Origin of the sequence: Vibrio sp. Y29_XK_CS5 (genome assembly GCF_024181835.1) — a bacterium.
GTDB lineage: Bacteria > Pseudomonadota > Gammaproteobacteria > Enterobacterales > Vibrionaceae > Vibrio > Vibrio harveyi.
In genome coordinates this window covers 731289-749605 of sequence record NZ_JAMZAM010000002.1, presented here as the reverse complement: position 1 = coordinate 749605, position 18317 = coordinate 731289, and the positions used below count along the sequence as shown (strand labels likewise).

Sequence of the window (18317 nt, the reverse complement as noted above, 5' to 3'; positions counted from 1 at the left end):
TTTTTTATCGTTTTAAGTCAAAGCTGATCATGCTGTTGTAGCAGCTTTGCGCGCATTGTCCGCAACCTTTGCACTTGGCGGCGTCAATTTTAGGTTTGACATCATCTTGCCATTGCAAAGCATCATATGGGCAACTGTCCTCGCAACTGCCGCAATAACCGTATAAGTTTTCGCAGCTGTTCGAGATAGTTGCTATCAAGCCTGTAGACTCTGTTTGGTTTGAAAGCGCCAATGTAGGGCACGCCGACTTACACGCGCCGCATAAATCACATGCCGAGTAGCTGATGTCTAACGCGGCAACGCCATCAACCGTTTCTATGATTTGGCTCGGACATGCCGAAGCGCACTTTCCGCATCCATCACAAAGCCGAGTGAACATCGACTCTTCCACCGCATAAGGCGGTCTCGCTTTAACACGAGGCTCTTGAGCTTGTTCCACTGGTGCGCGACGAAACGAAAACAGACGTCGCTTACTTAGATCAACCGATTCAGACTGGCGCATCCGAGTAATCTCTCTTTGCAGGCACAACGACTTGGTATTGCTCACTCAGGGATTGAAGTAATTCTTCAGTCAGATTCGACAGTTTTGAGTAAGGCGCAAGAGTCACCGCTTTTTTGAAGCGCTTGTTGAAAAAGCCAAACCATGTCATCAAGTGCTCGCGCAACATTTCAGCCGCCAGTTTTTGTTGATCAGTTTCAATCAACATGCCTAACACCATCAGCATCAAGCCGATCTGGTCTTCTGGCTCACGTTGGTCAGATTCCAAAGCAAAGCCACAACGCTGCAAGAAGTAACGATATTCAATGGTTGATTCACCAAACAACACCGCTTCTTTATCTAGATAAGCCGAACCCCAAGGTGGCGCTGGCATCTCACCAATACCGGCAAGCATGCGGTCGTGCTCCATTTGCAGTGCCTCTTCGCTCTCGTTTTGAAAGCTGCGTAGCATGTCATTAAGCGCTTCAATTGGTGTATCAGTATTACTTAGCAACGTATCGAGATTTGCCGCTGGGTAATCTTTTGGATGGTAGTAAAAAAGTGCACCAAACAGCTTAAGAACGATGCTGGTATCTTGTGGTTCAAGTTGAGAAATTTGCATGAAGTACCTTTGATGACTGGTGTTTTTATTCTTCGATTAAGTAAAACGGAAAAGAGGTGGGACGAACACTCGCCCCACTCTGCTAATTGTTATCAGTACAAATAATGGTTATCAGCACAAATAACGGCTATCAGTACAGACCAGATGTAAAGTGCATACCGTAGAACACATTGCGACCCAGAATCTCTGCGACGAACAATGCAACGAATGCCACGATAACTAGCAAGTTCTTCTGACGACCTTCTGCGGTAAACAACTCAGCGAATACCCAAAGAGCAGCAGCAACCACAAGCAACAACACATGACCAGCAACATAGCCAGATAACATAGTGATTTGATCCAAGCCACTGTGAATCGCCGTTGAGATGCCTGCGAAGTGAATCGTCTGCATCACTGAGAACGCTAGGTTCAGCGCAATCAGGCTTACACCAACCCACATTAGGCGACGATTGGTTTTCTCTGCCGTCACGTCCAATACGTTGATCAGCGTGTAACCGAACATCAGACCCGAAGTCACGACCGTGAACCAAAATGCAACCGTGGTCATTGGTGAGTACCATGCTGGTACCGTTTCGATTTGGTAAACATTCGCCATCGCGAACATGAAAATCACGCCAACTGCGATAGACAACCAGTTCACGATTTTACGAACGCCTTCGCTGCCGATTTTTAGAATCGTTAGCAACCAGTACAAACCCGCTAGAGACAGAAAGCTTGCACCCGTTAAGATCTCGTTAGATAGCGCTGCACTGCCAACACGGTTTAATGCGTTGAAGGCACGAAGCGGGCTACCTAAGTGAGTGGTTGAGAACAAGAAACCCAATCCCATTACAACCAAGATAGCGAAACGAGCGATGTTCATACGAGGCTCTGTCACGCGTGGTGGCTTACCGAATTTCTCGAACGCGTTAACCGTTAAGTGCGCGCCAACCGCGGTTTGAGCAAGAACCGTAAAGGCAACTAATGGTGCTTCGTATAACATTATTTCACCTCTCTTGGATTCTGTAGGAAACCAGTGCGGTCATTGGTTGGACGACCATTTGGATTTAGCTTCACGATCAGGTTCGGACTCGTAATGCGAGAATCTGGCAGTGGTGCCACATCCGCGTTTGAACCGTATTTCGCGCGTAGCTCATCAATTGGACCAAACTCAATCGCACGTAATGGGCAGCTATCAACACACACCGGCATTAAGCCTTCTGCGACACGTTCGTAACAGCCATCACACTTAGTCATGTGACCTTTTTCTTCGCTGTATTGAGGCGCGCCGTATGGGCATGCCATGTGACAAGATTTACAGCCGATACACACGCTTTCATCGACAACAACAAAGCCGTCTTCTTCACGCTTGTGCATTGCACCTGATGGACAAACCTTGGTACACGCTGGGTTAGTACAGTGGTTACAAGAGATCGATAGGTAGTACGCGAACACGTTTTGACGGAACGCGCCGTTTTCTTCCGTCCAGTTGCCGCCAACGTATTCGTAAACACGACGGAAGTTACGGTCGATACCCAGATCTTTGTTGTCTTTACAAGAGAGCTGACATGTTTTGCAGCCAGTACATTTGCTTGAATCAATGTAAAAGCCATACTGCTTCGCTGTGCTCATTATTTAGCCCCCATTTTCTTAATTAGCGTCACTTCAACGAGGTTGGTATGGCTCGGGTTTGATTTTGCCAACGGGCTTGGACGTTGTGTCGTCAGCACGTTGATTGAACCTGCTTGGTCAACACCTTTTGCGTTTGGTGCGTACCATGCGCCCTCACCTAAGCCAACCACATGCGGCATGATGCGTGGGGTCACTTTTACACGAACGTTCATTTCACCAAACTTGCTGCGCACGCTGACCAAATCGCCGTTATCAATGTTGCGAGAAGCCGCATCAACTGGGTTGATCCAAAGCTCTTGTGGTGCTGCTGCTTTTAGGATGTCGACGTTGCCGTACGTAGAGTGCGCACGAGCTTTGTAGTGGAAACCCGTTAACTGAAGCGGGTACTCTTTACGATCAGGAGAATCCCAGCCATTAAACGTCGAAACGTACTCTGGTAATGGCTTGATAGATTCATCTTCGTCCAATTCCCATTCTTCGTTGATCTTCGCTAACGTCTCTGAGTAGATTTCAATCTTACCTGACGGTGAAGGCAACGGATTCGCTTCTGGGTCACGACGGAAATCTTCAAACGCCACATATGGACGGTCGAATTGCTTCTTGTAGATGCCCTGCTTTCTCATCTCATCGTAAGACGGCAGGTTTGGATCGTTGTTTTGTTTAACGGTCTGAGCGTACATCCACTGTAGCCACTCTTCTTGAGTGCGACCTTCAGTAAATTCATCAAACACGCCCATGCGCTTCGCCACACCAGACATGATGTCGTAGATAGGTTTGCATTCGAAACGAGGTTGAATCGCTTGGCTTGCAAAGATGAAGTAAGGCATTGACGCTGCCGCACCATCCATACAGAAATCCGATTGCTCTGACGTTGTACAGTCTGGCAGTACGATATCGGCATACTTCGCAGAAGACGTCATGTGGTTGTCGATCACCACAATCATTTCACACGCTTTTTCATCTTGAAGAATGTCGTGTGTGCGGTTGATGTCTGAGTGTTGATTAATCAGACAGTTACCTGCGTAGTTCCAGATAAACTTGATGTTGTTTTGTAGCTTCTGAACGCCTTTGATGCCGTCGGTCAGATCTGTCATTTCTGTACCGCGGTAAATCGCGTCTGTCCAAAGGAACATTGGGATGGAAGCGCTGATCGGGTTTGGTACTTTAGGGAAGCGTTGGAATGGGTAAGAATGGTTACCCTCACGAGCACCAGTACCACCACCTTGTAGACCAACCTGACCACGAAGCAGAGACAGCATCATGATCGCTTTACACGCTTGCTCACCATTTGCTGAACGTTGTAGACCCCAACCTTGGGTGATGTAAATGCGTTTTGTATCGCCGATTTCACGCGCAAGTTTCAAGATCACATCAGCAGGAATGCCTGTGATTGGCTGTGCCCACTCTGGTGTTTTCTCGATACCATCTGGACCTGTGCCCATGATGTAATCTTTGTAGCTGCCGTTTTCTGGCGCTGACGCTGGCAGAGTTTTACGGTCGTAACCCACACAGTAGCGGTCAAGGAAGTCTTGGTCGACTTTATCTTCGCTGATCAATACATGTGCGATAGCAGCGATCAGTGCTGCGTCAGTACCATGCTTGATTGGTACCCATTGGTCTTCACGACCCGCGGCAGTATCGGTGTAACGAGGGTCGATACAGATCGTACGTGTGTGGCTGATGTTTTTTGCGTCCACGTAGTTATGAACCTGACCACCGCCCGACATACGAGTTTCTGCAGGGTTGTTACCAAACATCAGACAAAGATCTGCGTTTTGTACGTCGTCAATCGAGTTGTTGTCTACCCAAGTGCCGTAGAAATACTCAGACATACATTCAATGTTCGCTGCTGAGTAGTCACCATAGTGGTTCAGGTAGCCACCACACAGGTTCATCATACGTGCAACCAATGTCGCGCTTGGATCCCAACTCTTAGTTACCGTACCACCTAAGGTACCCGTACCGTAGTTTAGGTAAACCGCGTCATTACCGTAGTCTTTAATGATACGTTTTAGATTGTCACCAATGAGGTCAAAGGCTTCGTCCCAAGTGATACGTTTGAACTTACCTTCACCACGTTTACCAACGCGAAGAAGTGGGTATTTCAAACGGTCTGGCGAGTAAACACGGCGACGCATAGAGCGACCACGCAAACAAGCACGAACTTGATGGTTGTGGTTATACACATCATCACCCGTGTTATCGGTTTCTACCCATTTGATTTCACCGTCGACCACGTGCATACGAAGCGGACAACGCGAACCACAGTTAACGGTACATGCCGACCAGACAATTTTTTCATTTGGTTTCGCTGGCGTTTCTTTAGCAACTGCTTTAGTTGCAAACGGGAGAGAAAGTGCGTTTCCTGCTAGCGCTAAAGCGCCAAGTGCAGAACCACCCTTTAAAGCATCACGCCGAGTAATATTAAACTTACCATTTTGACTCATGGTTTTTTCCTAAATTACGTTTTTGAATTTGGTAGTGGCGCTTAATTAATGGCTATAAGTGGGGAAAGAACACTCATTAGAAATAAATGACATAGAGATTGTATTTTCAAAATAGGCATTCATTGAAAATATCTAATTTCATTTTGATTAATACACAAAGCAAATCAAAATAACATTTCTACAAAACCATCAATTAAGCCAGAACGCATAAGCCTTGAGCAACTAAGGCATGACGAGCTACCACTATCGATATCCTTGTAGATTTAATGGTTAATAAGTTTGACCCCCATCAATTTATAAAAACGATTAAACGTAATCTTATATTTCATTTCGAGCTTTTTTATTAATGGAATATTAATAGGTCAGAAGGGTGTCAATTCGATTAAATATAGAAATGATTTTTGAATTAAATAAATAAAAAATACAAATACAAAAGAATGGGAATAAGAATAATTACCAATTGATAAAATTAAAAAAGCCTCATGTCAATATGAGGCTTTTGGTATTTATTTTGAGCTGAGATTAAAAATCGTACTGGAAGTAGATCGTATTGTAGTTACTCCCGCCTTTAATGCGACCAAACTGGGAAGCGTTCTCGAAAATCGCACTGCGATGATGCAATGAGTAACCCACCCACATGTTTTCCCAATCTTTTTGGTTGAACAGGTCGCCAACGTTCACATCAACTGAAAAATCTAAATAGTTAAGTAAGTTACTTGGCGTATAACCCTTCTCTTCCATTTCTGTTGCTTCTATGTAAGTAATATTATCGATGTAAGACATACCTTCTGCCACACCAAATCGCCACTTCGTCGGCCAATTAAAGGTGTAATACGCTTTAATCGCCATCACGTATTCAGTGCTAGAAGATTGCACGTCTGACGACCAATGGTGAACAAGACCTGGGGTTAGATAGATATCTAGAGGTAAGCCAAATAGCTCGTCTGTCAGCGGATGCCCGTAGAAGAACGACGTCAGTTGGTTATTGTATTCATCTTTCTCTGCATTGAACTTAAAGATGTCACCCATGTTCGAAGGTGTCGCCCAGCCATGTGCAATTCGAAGATACGGACGATTACGCAGATCTGACTTGCGCTCTTTGCCTTTATCATTGAAGAAGCCAAAACCAACGAACACTTCACCTTGGTAACGGTCTTCTACGATTTGGCTATGGTATGCTTCACTGTCTAGGCGAGTAACGCTAGTTTCCCCCAAGAGATACAAGTTAGAAATCACGTGGTAACGTGCTTTGATACCTAAGTTAGCATCAATACCCGCACCAATTTTCTCTCCCGTCGCGTCTTTGAATGAGTAGTACGAGCTGTTGAAGTCGGCGTCTTTATAACGAATTGTAAAAGAGGGCTCTAATTCCCAATCGCCAAACTCATAGTTAGCAGCGATTCGGTAGTTAGAATGAAACTGGAATTCGTCATCCGCCATCACTTCAAATTCAGCACGCCAGTTTTCGTCAAAGTTGTAACGAATCTGACCACCAAAATCGACGCGATCCCCTTCGAAGGCATTTTGAATGGACTTCGGGATATCTACAAAGCGCAGGCGCATAATCGCACTTGCACGCCAATCGGAGTCACTCTCATCATACAAGAACACCCCACCTTCAATACCGTCAATGTAGAGATGCTCGTTTTCAAAGAACATCATCGGCACAAACGTGCTCACTGTTGAGTCGTCATTGGCAGTATAAAATGGAATTGAAGCAGTACGGTACATCGCTGCAATCCCCCACTCTTGCTCTGCGTTTTTTGACTCCGCTAAAGCAGCACCACTAAGCAATAAACCAGAACATGCCAGCGATACTGTTAATACGTGTTTCATAGTTCCTCTATGTCACTGTTATTTGAGAAGGTCTCGAATGAGAAAGAGTATATCTGACTTTACCCGCCTATCTGTGAAAATTTTGCTTTATACACTAAAGAGCAAGCCCTACCAGTAAACACTGGCAATAAGTTAAGCTCCTACACACTGCACTTTTGGCTAAGTTGATTACTCTGCACACAATCAAACGGGAAACGGTCAAATTTCTCTCTTCTCTCGTCAATGAGATTTAGATTTTTGCCAGATTCGCCGATACAATAGAAAACCAATGATCAAAGCCGCAGTTAATCGTGAAAGCATCTGAACTCATCTCCATTATCAACAACTTGCCGGAAGGTAGCGACCCCGATATCGTGATGGGTGAAGAATGGCTACCAGAACGCTTGGAAAACACCACACTCGATGGTGATATGCTGTTTTTACACTTCGATAATGCACCGGAAGATGGTCAGGGTGAAGAAGAAGGCCGCGGCTTCGTTGAGCACGAAATTGACTTGATTCGAACTCGCCTACAACAAATTCTTGATGAAGACAGCGACAACGCTTCAAAAGCCGACGCAATGTTGGGTTTATTTCTAATGGGACATGAACTTAGCAGCTCACAAGTTATCGAAATACTCGAAGAAGACTCAGAACACTGATCCAGAATAGTAAGGTACCACTTTGCCAACATCGCTCAATACCAACGAACTTTCCTCCCTTCCTCTGGTTGTTGCCGGTCCAATTTTAAGAAAAGTTACCGCGACGGAAGTGAATATTTGGTTGGTGACCACGCAACCTCTCGAAGGCTTGGTTGAAATCAGCGATGCGAACACTGGTGAACAATACTATTCCAAGCCCGTATCAGTAGAACATCTATTGCAAGTAGGCAAACGTGCTTGGGTTTGCATGCTGACGTTACAAGGCGAATTTCCTACCCATAAAGCATTGCGTTATCAACTCCATACTCAATCCGGTTTATTGACCGAATTGATGCCCCAATTGGTCTACGGTGAAGACACAGATTCAGTGCAAGGTGTCGAATTCCTAATCAGTGAAAAAGCCGATTATGTTCTTCATGGCTCTTGTCGTAACCCACATCATTTTAGTAAAGACACTTTGGTCCAAGCTGACGCAAAAGTTGCTAGCCAACCGATAGAAGACCGCCCTGATATGCTCATCATGAGCGGCGACCAAATCTATGCCGATCATGTCGCAGGTCCGATGCTTGATGCTATTGAACAATTGGTCAAATTATTAGGCTTGCCTGAAGAAGAGTTCGACCAAGCGCCAATTAAAAACACGCAAGAGCTTTATCAAAGCCCAGATTGTTTTTATGGCAGGGATAACATTCTTCCCCACTATGTTGACGATGGAAGCATACTCACCAAGCTCTTCCCGCATCGTGGCACACCTATTTTTAGCTCACGCGAATGTGAAAACCACCTCATCAGCTTTGCCGAGCTTTTTGCGATGTACCTACTCGTTTGGTCTCCAGTACCTTGGACATTAGTCAATCGTGAACGTTTATTGGATAGAAAATTCACGACCGGCGGAAAAGCTTTAGAGCCGAAATGGCAACAACATTGGCGCGATGAGAAGATTCACATCGATGCATTTGTCGCAGGGTTAGATAAAGCTCAGCGTTTGCTAGCTCACGTACCGACCTACATGATCTTTGATGACCATGACGTCACCGACGATTGGAACCTAACGGTTGGCTGGGAAAAAGCAGCGACTGAAAATCTCTTCTCGCGCCGAATCATCGGCAACAGTCTGATCGCTTATTGGTTGTGCCAAGGTTGGGGTAACGCGCCAGAAAAATTTAACGCCCCTTTTATGGATCACGCTCGCCGTTACTTTGAAGAACTGACTTCAGAGTACCAAGATGACTTCATCCAATACCTATATCGATTCGAAGATTGGCATTACACCATCCACACGTCACCGAAAGTTGTTGTTTTGGATACACGTACTCGCCGCTGGCGTTCAGAATCACGCATGAATAAACCATCGGGTTTGATGGATTGGGAAGCTTTGATTGAGTTCCAACAGGAGCTGATGCATCAAGACAAAGTGATCATCGTCTCTGCCGCACCCATGTTTGGTGTGAAGTTTATTGAAACATTGCAACGCATCATGACCAGTTTTGGTCAGCCGTTGCTGATTGACGCAGAAAACTGGATGGCGCATCCAGGCAGTGCGAATACCTTGATCAGTATTTTCACTCACACCAAAACCCCGACTAACTTTGTCATTCTGTCTGGTGATGTGCACTACTCTTTCGCTTATGACATCAAGTTGCGTTTCCGTCGCAATAGTCCAAATATCTATCAAATCACATGTAGTGGGATCAAGAACCAGTTCCCAGCGCAACTGCTGACAGCGTGTGATGCCATGGACCGTTTGCTTTATAGCCCCCGTTCACCGCTAAACTTCTTCACAAAACGTAAGCGTTTGAAGATTTTTAAGCGTGCGCCAAGTAACCACAATTTTTACCGATTAGTGAACCAAAGTGCAATTGGCGAGCTGAGATTGGATAACGACGGAAAGCCATGCAATATCAGTATTTTAACTGGTGAAGGTGATTCAATACATTTCCCGCCTACAAAGGTTGAGGAATAAATCCGCTTTTTGGCGGTCAAATACTGTATTGAGCAAAAATGTCATCTCAATCGTATGAGATCTTGATCAAATTCAATCAAGACCTTGAGATTTGCTCAAACCATTACCATCTTAAATAAATAGATAACAGCTTGGTGCTCAACATGTTTAATTCGCTTACTTCATTATTTAAACAACTTATAGAAGGCTCGGACCTTAGCCAATCCAACACACTGTCACCCAATATGGCGATAGCATGTTTGCTTTGTGAAGTAGCTGGTGCGGACCATCAAATCGATGAAAGAGAGCAAGCAACCAAACGCTCTTTGATCATGAAATTGCTTTCCCTAACAGAAGAAGAGACCGACACCCTGCTAAATCAGGCTCAAAACCGATCGAATGAGTCGACTTCCCTTTATGACTTTACGTCCCAACTGCGTGAGCTTTCACAAGAAACCCGCTATGAACTGATCAAGAGTATGTGGGAAGTGGCGTACGCTGACGGTGAAATTGACCCATTGGAAGATGCCGTAATTCGCAAAACAGCGGAGCTGCTCTATGTAGACCACAGCGATTTTATTCGAGCGAAATTGCAATCTCAGTGAAGCCCAGTCTCCATAAACAGTAAGAACCAATAAAAAACGCGCTACATGAGCGCGTTTTTTGTGTCTCTAGTCTGGATTAGGCCGAATCAAACATCGTCATCTCCGCAAGAGACTAGCCAACATTGTTGTTATTTAAAACTAACTTAGTACTGGCTTATGACGAGCAGACTGAAATCCAATGAAAGATTTATGAAAACAGAAACTTATAGCATGGTCAGTGCTAGTTTCGCCAAGTTGTAAGCGTCAACATAGCCCGAGTGCTGGCGACCTTCCCACTCAATGCCTTTTGCTTCTTGCGCCGCTTTATGACCAATGCGCTTATCTTTAAGACGGTTTTGGATTCGGTACAACGTCGCTAAGTTGATGAACTCGGTAAATGGCGCGTCAATGCCCTTTTGTTGGCATTCTTCAAGCAAGATAAGGTCATCGCGCCCCCATGAAGCATAGATCTTATTACGACCACCAAAGTTCTTTAGCATCGACTTAAGCACTTCTTCCAATGGTCGACCTTGCTTTTCAATCTTACGTGGTGTGATGCCAGTTAACTCTGCACAAAACAGGGACACTTCATCATGCTCAGGTTTCACGTAGTATTGCGCGCGCTTAACGATTTCACCTTTCGACAAATCTATTTCCGCCAAACCAACTTCAATGATCTCGCCTGTACGACCCACGCCGTTTTCATTCCAGCAGCACATTTCTAAATCGAAGCAGACGATACGGTTATGGTTCATAGTTTGTCTTGATTCCTAACGTAAATTTGAAAGCGTGAGATTCTACCGTAACGAATCTCAAAACTCGAATTTGCTCGCTGAATTAATCGCCGATCGATACAGAGTTTCGACCATTTTTCTTACTTTGGTAAAGTTGCACGTCCATTTTATGGAATAAGCTCTCAGGATCTTCGTTGTCATGTACCGCAGCGCCAATGCTCAAAGAACAAATGATTGGTGTACTTTCATATTCAAATGGCGAGCTTGCGACAATACCGCGTAACTTCTCCAGATAGGCGGCTAGTTCTTCCTTGTCCGTCACTCTAGATAAAATGCAGAACTCATCGCCACCTGCTCGGTAGAAACGATCACCATCGAGCAAGTTAGCATTCACAAGCTTGGTTACGTGCAATAACGCTTCATCTCCGGCTAAATGACCGTACTTATCGTTAATCACTTTAAAGCGGTCAATATCGAAACCCACTAAAGAAAACTCAACGCCACTATTGATGTAGTGCAGTAAGTTATCGTTAAATACGCGTCGGTTAAGCAATTGGGTCAATGGATCCAACTCCGCCATGCGTTTTAGCTCAACCGTTTTGTTATCAAGCATCACCGCAAGACGTTCTTTTTCACGTGATTGAAGATTGACGATATAGCTAATCAAGATAGCAATGACTAAACCCGCAATACCGGTTCCATAAAGGACAGAACGCTCCCACGCCGAAACGGATTCAGACAGCTTAAACTCAACACGCCATTCGCGATTTGGCAGTTGAATCGTGCGACTAATGACTTTGCCATGCAGCTCATCCCAGTTTGAGCTTTTGAACAATAGAGGGTCGTCGTAAGCATCAAAGCCCTTGTCTTCAACTTTTACAGACATATCCAATTCCGTCGCAGTTTTGGTAATCAATTGATCAAAATAGACAGTACTGCGCACTACCCCAACAACGACACCAAGTAGCTCGAGTTTGTCATAGCTAAATACCGGGTGGTAAACCAACAGACCACTTTTCTCTAATGACTTGTCGTATCCGTCTTGAAGCAATCGGACTTTGTCTGAAATGTTAGCTCGATCGTGGGTAATAATGTCATCTAGGATCAGTTCGAAACGCAAACGTGAAGAATAAAAGCCAAGCAAAGACAAGTTAGTTTCAGTTCTTGGATAAATATCAGTCGCTATGTATGCAGGAGCTTGATCTTTCAAGATGTAACCAAACGTCTTCTCACCATCTTTCGGTACTGTAAAGATGTCAAAATCAGGGAAAATTTGACGAGTTTTCGCCAAATAGACCTCGAGCTCACTTGGTTCAACACGTTGCATCCATTGTAAGCCAACCAAGCTCTGTGAACTTTCGACGACTTGTTTTGCGTAGTAAGGAAATTGTGTCCAGTATGACTTATCAACGGAATGGAAAAAGTTTGCACCAGCGCCGATGAACTCAAGATCGTTTTCTACTGCCAGTTTAAGAGATTCCGCTTGGCGATCTGCCAGGGTATCGAAAATGGTCATGGTGTAACGCTGTTGTATTTTATAAGCGACACCAACCATGCCCGCAGTGACAATAACGACTGCAATAAAAGCTACAATAGAAGCAGAGTACCGTTTGAAAATGCTCTGTTGAGCCGTGCTATATGTCATTTACTGTTCCACGTTTTTTGCGTGTCATGCTTCGATAATGATGGAAATACTGCGCCACATGTGGGTAAACATCAAGCAACAACGTTTGCGTCCCCATCTAATCGTTGATTTTTCATGCTAATCATGCGGTATATTCACGAATTATTACAGTCTTAAGCCTTGAATATGCTACCATCCACCATCATTTTAATGTCTAAACTTGGTGCAGGTCGCAAAGCAGATCTCTTTAGTAAACATGTGTGAGCCAATACTAAGCGCCAATAAATCAATAGAAAGAGAAAAATGTCATGAACATTGATTTGAACCTAATTCCTCAAACGTTCGATATGCTTCACGCAGGTCTAGCGGCTTCGAGCGTTTTGCTTCTTCTGATCGCAGTATCTCGTAAATCTAAAGTGATTGAGAAAGTGGTAGAAAAACCAGTCGAGAAAATCGTCGAGGTTGAGAAACCAGTTGAGAAGATCGTTGAAGTAGAAAAAGTAGTGGAAGTTGAGAAAGTCGTAGAGCGTGTTGTAGAAGTTGAATCAAAACTTGCGACAGCGTCAACGGACTCTGCAATGCAGCTGCTTTCTATCATGCAGCAAGAAGCTCGTCTGATTGACTTTCTAAAAGAAGACCTAACGTCATTCTCTGATGAAGAAGTCGGCGCAGCCGCTCGCGTAATCCACACTGGCGGTCAGAAAGTACTGAACGACTACGTGACGCTAGCGCACGTTCGTAACGAAGACGAAGAAACTCGCATTACTGTTGAAGAAGGCTTCAACCCACAAGAAATCCGCCTAACTGGCAACGTAACAGGCAGCGCGCCATTCAACGGCACGCTAGTTCACAAAGGTTGGAAGGCAACATCAATGACGTTGCCAAAACTAGCGGAGAACTACGATGCATCTGTGATCGCTCCAGCTGAGGTTGAGCTGTAATGGAACACATGAACCAAGAAAACCATTCTCAAGAAGCGTCTGTTGAAACTCAACAGACGCCTAAATTCAGTGTTGGTATCGACTTAGGTACAACACACTGTGTGATGTCTTTTGTTGATACTCACGACGAAGACGCTCGCGTTGAAGTAATGCCTATCCCGCAACTTACGGCGCCGGGCACGGTAGAGACTCGCAGCCAATTAGGCTCTTTCTTATACCAACCGCACGAGCACGAAATGAACCCGCAATCACGCGTTCTTCCATGGTCTAGCGAGCCAAAAGCTCTGGTTGGTGCTATTGCACGTAACCTAGGTTCAAAAACACCAATTCGTCTTGTTGCAAGTGCGAAATCTTGGCTTTGCCACGCTGGTGTGAACCGTCGTGATGCATTCCTGCCAGCAGGTAGCCCAGAAGAAGTGGAAAAAGTATCCCCTCTTCGTGCGACAGAGCTTTACCTAGAGCACCTAAAAGATGCTTGGAATCACACGAACCCAAATCACAACCTTGCCGATCAAGACGTAACTATTACAGTTCCTGCTTCTTTTGATCCTGCTGCTCGCGATCTAACAGCAGAAGCAGCACGCAATGTTGGTTTTGTGCACCTAACGCTTCTAGAAGAGCCACAAGCTGCACTTTACAACTGGATCGATAACAGCAACGACAAATGGCGCGACGAAGTTGAAGTTGGCGACATCGTGCTTGTGGTCGATATCGGTGGTGGTACAACCGACCTTTCTTTGGTTGAAGTAACTGAAGACGATGGCAACCTAACTCTGAACCGCATCGCGGTAGGTGAACACATCCTACTTGGCGGTGACAACATGGATCTTGCACTTGCGTACCGCTTGAAGATGAAGCTAGCGCAAGAAGGCAAAGAGCTACAGCCATGGCAAGTTCAGGCGATGACGCACGCATGTCGTGACGCGAAAGAAGCGCTATTGAACGACAGCGAACTTCAGTCAGTGCCAATCGTGGTACCAAGCCGTGGTTCTAAACTGCTTGGCGCAACGCTGAAAACAGAACTGACTCAAGAAGAAGTACAACAAACACTGGTTGACGGCTTCTTCCCTCAAGTTGCGATTACTGACCACCCTGTTCAACGTAACCGTGGTGCACTAACGCAAATGGGTCTGCCTTACGCACAAGATGCAGGCATCACTCGTCACATTGCTGCATTCTTGTCTAAGCAAGCTAATGCCCTTTCTGCTTCAGGAAATGGCGCAGAAGCAGCAGCTCAAGATTTCAACCCATTCGCTAACATGCCTGGTATGCCAGGTGCGGATGCAGCGCAGTCAGCTGACTTCATCAAGCCAACCGCAATCCTATTCAACGGTGGTGTTCTGAAATCGAAACTTCTAGCAACTCGTCTAGAAGACACGATCAACGAATGGCTAATTGAAGCAGAAGCTGAAATGGCAAAACGCCTAACAGGTGTGGATCTAGACCTTGCGGTTGCTAGCGGTGCGGCTTACTACGGCTCTGTACGTCGTGGTCAAGGCGTTCGTATCCGTGGTGGTATTGCTTCGGCGTACTACGTGGGTATCGAAAGTGCGATGCCTGCGATTCCGGGCATGGCGCCTCCAATGGAAGCACTGTGTGTTGCACCATTTGGTATGGAAGAAGGCTCAAGCGTTGACGTCCCAAGCCAAGAGTTTGGTTTGATCATCGGTCAGCCGGTTAACTTCCAATTCTTCGGCTCAACGGTTCGTCGTGATGACCTAGCAGGTACTCACCTAGACTACTGGGCACCAGAAGAGCTTGAAGAGCTACCAGAAATCCAAGTAACGCTGCCTGTGTCTGAAGGTCGCCGTGAAGGTGAAGTGGTTCCGGTAACCCTAGCCTCTCGCGTCACAGAGCTTGGTACGCTTTACTTAGAAGCCATTGCCGCTGATAACGGTCAAAAATGGCATGTTGAGTTCGATGTGCGCGAAGACGCGAAAAGCAACTCAAACGAAGAAGAATAAATAGAAATCAAACGGCATCCAATCGGGTGCCGTTTTTAAATACACGAAGGTTTGTATGGCATCTCCTCGTTTCCTTGTTGGTATTGACCTTGGCACCACAAACACTGTGGTGGCGTATTGTGAAATCACCGACAACCTTGAACAATCCGAAATATCCCTATTCGACATCGACCAATTGATTGGTCCGGGTGAAGTGGTTCGTAAACCATTGCTGCCCTCTTTCCGCTATCACCCTGCGGTTGGTCAAATCTCCCCTTCTGACCTAACACTCCCTTGGGAAAACGAACCTGTAGCTGGCGACATTAGTAATGTGATCGTGGGTGAATGGGCTCGTGAACTAGGCGCTAAGGTGGAAGGACGTCAAGTATCCAGTGCTAAAAGCTGGCTATCGCACCAAGCAGTGGATCGTAGTTCAGACATTCTTCCTTGGGCGGGCGCGCAAGACGTAGATAAAGTCTCACCCGTTATTGCCAGCGCAAGCTACCTCAACCACATTCGTCAAGCATGGAACTACCGTCACCCTAGCAATAAGCTAGAAGACCAAGATGTGGTTGTGACCGTTCCAGCGTCGTTCGATGAAACCGCTCGTAAGCTCACGCTTGAAGCCGCTGAGTTGGCAGGTTTGAAAAAAATCGTCCTGCTCGAAGAACCACAAGCCGTATGTTACGACTGGTACGCACGCCACCAGCAAACCGCAGCTGATGAACTCAAAGAGTTACCGCTGATTCTGGTGTGTGATGTGGGCGGTGGTACTACCGACTTGAGCTTGATTGAAGCCAGTTTCTCTTCTCAAGATGAACTAGCCCTTGATCGTATTGGTGTTGGCGAGCACTTGATGCTTGGTGGTGATAACCTCGACTTAGCATTAGCACACCTTGCAGAGAGCCGCCTTTCTCAAAATAAAGGGGAACAAAGTAAGAAGCTCACTGCAGCAAGCCTGACTAAGCTGATTCAGCAAACTCGCAAGGCGAAAGAAAACCTGCTTTCAGCAAGTGCACCTGAAGAAGTAAAAATCACCATGCTAGGCAGCGGCTCGAAACTTCTTGGCGGAACAAAGAGTATTGGGCTGAGCAAACAAGAAGTGCACCAAATCGCTTTGGATGGCTTCTTCCCGCTTTCTGATTTCAGTGAAGTACCAGACAAACGCCGCAGCGCGGTTGTCGAGTTTGGTCTTCCATACGTTGCTGACCCAGCAGTGAGCAAACACGTTGCCGAGTTCTTAACTCAGCATCAGCAAGTTGCTCGTGCCGCTCTTGGCATTGAAGACGACAAACAAAATGCCATTCCAGTCGGTTTGCTACTCAACGGTGGTGTGTTCAACAGTGAACTTGTGACCGAGCGAGTCACTACCCTACTTTCCGATTGGCGCGGCGCTCCGGTTACGGTATTAGATAACCCACACCCAGATTGGTCTGTTGCACTAGGTGCTGTTGCGTTTGGTAAAGCACGTCGTGGGGCACAGCTAAAAATTGGTGGTGGTGCAGCGCGTTCTTACTTCTTGCATCTTCAAGAAAAGAACAAGATGGGCAAAGCGCTCTGTTTGCTTGCAAAAGGTACAGAAGAAGGTCACGAGATCCGCTTAAGTGGTCGTCGTTTCTCACTTACCCTAGGGGAACCCGTTCGCTTTAACCTGCTGACTTCTACCCACGACACCTTAACCAATAACACTGCCATTCAAAACGGTGTGATGGTGGACGTTGATCCTGACTTATTTGCTCCTCTGCCGCCTTATATCACCACCCTTGAAGGTGAAGGCGCTGAACTGCAAGCCAACCAGAAAGAGCGTGTAGAAGTACAACTGGCGTGTCAGTTGACCGAAGTCGGCACGCTTAAGATGGAATGTGTCAGCGCAGAAGATGATAGCAAACGTTGGGAGCTGGAATTCGAAGTTCGTAACAAGCAAACCGATGACAGCGAGCAAGTTAAGCTTCACCCTAAACTGAACGAATGTAAGGAGCTGATCGCTCGCCTTTACAGCGGTAACAAGAAAAGCGCAGAAAGCAAAGAGATCAAAACCTTAGCCAAAGATCTTGAGAAGAAACTGGGCAAACGGGACGAGTGGGATTTCACTACCCTACGTCAACTGTTTGATACCTTTGCGCAAGGTCGTAAGCGTCGTCGCCGTTCTGAACAACACGAGAAAAACTGGCTTCGTTTGGCAGGTTTTGCACTGCGTCCGGGCTTTGGCGATCCAACCGACTCATGGCGCATTGAGCAAGTTTGGGGTCTCTACCAGCAAAACATTCAATTCAAGAACCATCAAGGTTGGACCGACTGGTGGGTGTTCTGGCGCCGTATCGCAGGTGGCTTGAGCCAAGAGCAACAAGAGACCATCTTGGCGGACATCGCGAAATACCTACATCCTGGTGCGATGAAAAACCCACAATCAGCCAAAGCGGCACAAGATATGGGTTACGAGTCGATGGTACGTTTGTCTGCCTCTCTGGAGCATCTAGAAGTCGAAGACAAAGTTCTATTGGCAACGTGGTTCTTGAGCAAAGCCATCAACCATAACCAGTTCGAACAAGCGCACTGGTGGGCAATGGGTCGTTTGGCATCGCGTACGCCTTTGTATGGCAGCCAGCATAACGTCATTCCTCGTGAACAAGCGGAACAGTGGTTGCCTAAGCTGTTAGAGCAGAACTGGCAGAAAGAACCAATGATCGCGTTTGCAGCCGTAATGATTTGTCGTAAGACGGGCGACCGACTATTCGATATCTCAGACGACTACCGTGAACAAGTTCTCACCAAGCTGAAGCAAAGCAAGGTGCCTGAATCTTGGGTATCACTGGTTGAAGAAGTCAAAGAGCTTTCTGAGAGCGAATCGAAGCGTATCTTTGGTGATGCACTCCCAAGCGGTCTGACGCTGGTAAACAACTAAGCTCCCATGCTT

At 46.1% G+C, this 18317-nt stretch carries 14 protein-coding genes; 6 read left to right on the top strand and 8 right to left on the bottom strand.

All coding sequences use genetic code 11. The features are described 5' to 3' along the window. Positions 1–4: 4 nt before the first annotated feature. From NL647_RS13550 to NL647_RS13525, 6 genes are all read right to left on the bottom strand, one after another. Positions 5–502, bottom strand: coding sequence for a 4Fe-4S binding protein (locus NL647_RS13550; protein WP_253650270.1), 498 nt, complete (start codon positions 500–502; stop codon positions 5–7). Then, the gene (locus NL647_RS13545) at positions 489–1100 is read right to left on the bottom strand and encodes a molecular chaperone (RefSeq protein ID WP_253650269.1); all 612 of its coding nucleotides are present in this window, start codon (positions 1098–1100) and stop codon (positions 489–491) included. Before NL647_RS13545 ends, NL647_RS13550 begins: the two co-directional genes overlap by 14 nt. A gap of 130 nt (positions 1101–1230) precedes the next feature. Beyond that, the gene (locus NL647_RS13540) at positions 1231–2082 is read right to left on the bottom strand and encodes a DmsC/YnfH family molybdoenzyme membrane anchor subunit (RefSeq protein WP_253650268.1); all 852 of its coding nucleotides are present in this window, start codon (positions 2080–2082) and stop codon (positions 1231–1233) included. Further along, complete coding sequence (locus tag NL647_RS13535; RefSeq protein WP_005433785.1) at positions 2082–2711, bottom strand: DMSO/selenate family reductase complex B subunit; 630 nt, start codon at positions 2709–2711, stop codon at positions 2082–2084. Before NL647_RS13535 ends, NL647_RS13540 begins: the two co-directional genes overlap by 1 nt. Beyond that, positions 2711–5158 carry a DmsA/YnfE/YnfF family dimethyl sulfoxide reductase gene (locus tag NL647_RS13530; protein ID WP_253650267.1) on the bottom strand — a complete coding sequence of 816 codons (2448 nt, stop codon included), beginning with the start codon at positions 5156–5158 and terminating at the stop codon, positions 2711–2713. Before NL647_RS13530 ends, NL647_RS13535 begins: the two co-directional genes overlap by 1 nt. Positions 5159–5680: 522 nt before the next feature. Next, on the bottom strand, positions 5681–6994 hold the full coding sequence (locus NL647_RS13525) for a MipA/OmpV family protein (protein WP_253650266.1): 1314 nt from the start codon (positions 6992–6994) through the stop codon (positions 5681–5683). A gap of 290 nt (positions 6995–7284) precedes the next feature. Here NL647_RS13525 and NL647_RS13520 point away from each other — a divergent pair, with 290 nt between their 5' ends. The 3 genes from NL647_RS13520 (at position 7285) to NL647_RS13510 (ending at position 10182) form a co-directional block, all read left to right on the top strand. Further along, complete coding sequence (locus tag NL647_RS13520) at positions 7285–7635, top strand: hypothetical protein (RefSeq protein ID WP_005451841.1); 351 nt, start codon at positions 7285–7287, stop codon at positions 7633–7635. Between the two features lie 22 nt (positions 7636–7657). Then, positions 7658–9598: an alkaline phosphatase D family protein gene (locus tag NL647_RS13515; protein ID WP_253650265.1), complete on the top strand. Its 1941-nt coding sequence runs from the start codon at positions 7658–7660 to the stop codon at positions 9596–9598. Between the two features lie 143 nt (positions 9599–9741). Continuing rightward, positions 9742–10182: a TerB family tellurite resistance protein gene (locus tag NL647_RS13510; protein WP_253650264.1), complete on the top strand. Its 441-nt coding sequence runs from the start codon at positions 9742–9744 to the stop codon at positions 10180–10182. A 203-nt stretch (positions 10183–10385) separates the two neighbouring features. Here NL647_RS13510 and NL647_RS13505 read toward each other — a convergent pair whose 3' ends face one another. After that, positions 10386–10916, bottom strand: a complete 531-nt coding sequence (locus NL647_RS13505) for a 3'-5' exonuclease (RefSeq protein ID WP_005451835.1) — start codon at positions 10914–10916, stop codon at positions 10386–10388. Positions 10917–10998: 82 nt separating this feature from the next. Next, positions 10999–12540 carry a sensor domain-containing diguanylate cyclase gene (locus NL647_RS13500; RefSeq protein WP_253650263.1) on the bottom strand — a complete coding sequence of 514 codons (1542 nt, stop codon included), beginning with the start codon at positions 12538–12540 and terminating at the stop codon, positions 10999–11001. A 287-nt stretch (positions 12541–12827) separates the two neighbouring features. Here NL647_RS13500 and NL647_RS13495 point away from each other — a divergent pair, with 287 nt between their 5' ends. The 3 genes from NL647_RS13495 to NL647_RS13485 are packed head-to-tail and all read left to right on the top strand — an operon-like array spanning position 12828 to position 18305. Then, the gene (locus NL647_RS13495) at positions 12828–13460 is read left to right on the top strand and encodes a DUF2760 domain-containing protein (RefSeq protein WP_005434042.1); all 633 of its coding nucleotides are present in this window, start codon (positions 12828–12830) and stop codon (positions 13458–13460) included. Beyond that, positions 13460–15424 (top strand): Hsp70 family protein, encoded by a 1965-nt coding sequence (locus NL647_RS13490; RefSeq protein ID WP_253650262.1) that lies wholly within the window; start codon positions 13460–13462, stop codon positions 15422–15424. Before NL647_RS13495 ends, NL647_RS13490 begins: the two co-directional genes overlap by 1 nt. A gap of 55 nt (positions 15425–15479) precedes the next feature. Continuing rightward, on the top strand, positions 15480–18305 hold the full coding sequence (locus tag NL647_RS13485; RefSeq protein WP_253650261.1) for an Hsp70 family protein: 2826 nt from the start codon (positions 15480–15482) through the stop codon (positions 18303–18305). Positions 18306–18317: the final 12 nt, after the last annotated feature.

Excerpts from the sequence above, each read along its gene's own strand:
- NL647_RS13550 (WP_253650270.1), bottom strand. The coding sequence starts at position 502 with ATGCGCCAGTCTGAATCGGTTGATCTAAGTAAGCGACGTCTGTTTTCG.
- NL647_RS13545 (WP_253650269.1), bottom strand. The coding sequence starts at position 1,100 with ATGCAAATTTCTCAACTTGAACCACAAGATACCAGCATCGTTCTTAAG.
- NL647_RS13540 (WP_253650268.1), bottom strand. The coding sequence starts at position 2,082 with ATGTTATACGAAGCACCATTAGTTGCCTTTACGGTTCTTGCTCAAACC.
- NL647_RS13535 (WP_005433785.1), bottom strand. The coding sequence starts at position 2,711 with ATGAGCACAGCGAAGCAGTATGGCTTTTACATTGATTCAAGCAAATGT.
- NL647_RS13530 (WP_253650267.1), bottom strand. The coding sequence starts at position 5,158 with ATGAGTCAAAATGGTAAGTTTAATATTACTCGGCGTGATGCTTTAAAG.
- NL647_RS13525 (WP_253650266.1), bottom strand. The coding sequence starts at position 6,994 with ATGAAACACGTATTAACAGTATCGCTGGCATGTTCTGGTTTATTGCTT.
- NL647_RS13510 (WP_253650264.1), top strand. The coding sequence starts at position 9,742 with ATGTTTAATTCGCTTACTTCATTATTTAAACAACTTATAGAAGGCTCG.
- NL647_RS13505 (WP_005451835.1), bottom strand. The coding sequence starts at position 10,916 with ATGAACCATAACCGTATCGTCTGCTTCGATTTAGAAATGTGCTGCTGG.
- NL647_RS13500 (WP_253650263.1), bottom strand. The coding sequence starts at position 12,540 with ATGACATATAGCACGGCTCAACAGAGCATTTTCAAACGGTACTCTGCT.
- NL647_RS13495 (WP_005434042.1), top strand. The coding sequence starts at position 12,828 with ATGAACATTGATTTGAACCTAATTCCTCAAACGTTCGATATGCTTCAC.
- NL647_RS13490 (WP_253650262.1), top strand. The coding sequence starts at position 13,460 with ATGGAACACATGAACCAAGAAAACCATTCTCAAGAAGCGTCTGTTGAA.
- NL647_RS13485 (WP_253650261.1), top strand. The coding sequence starts at position 15,480 with ATGGCATCTCCTCGTTTCCTTGTTGGTATTGACCTTGGCACCACAAAC.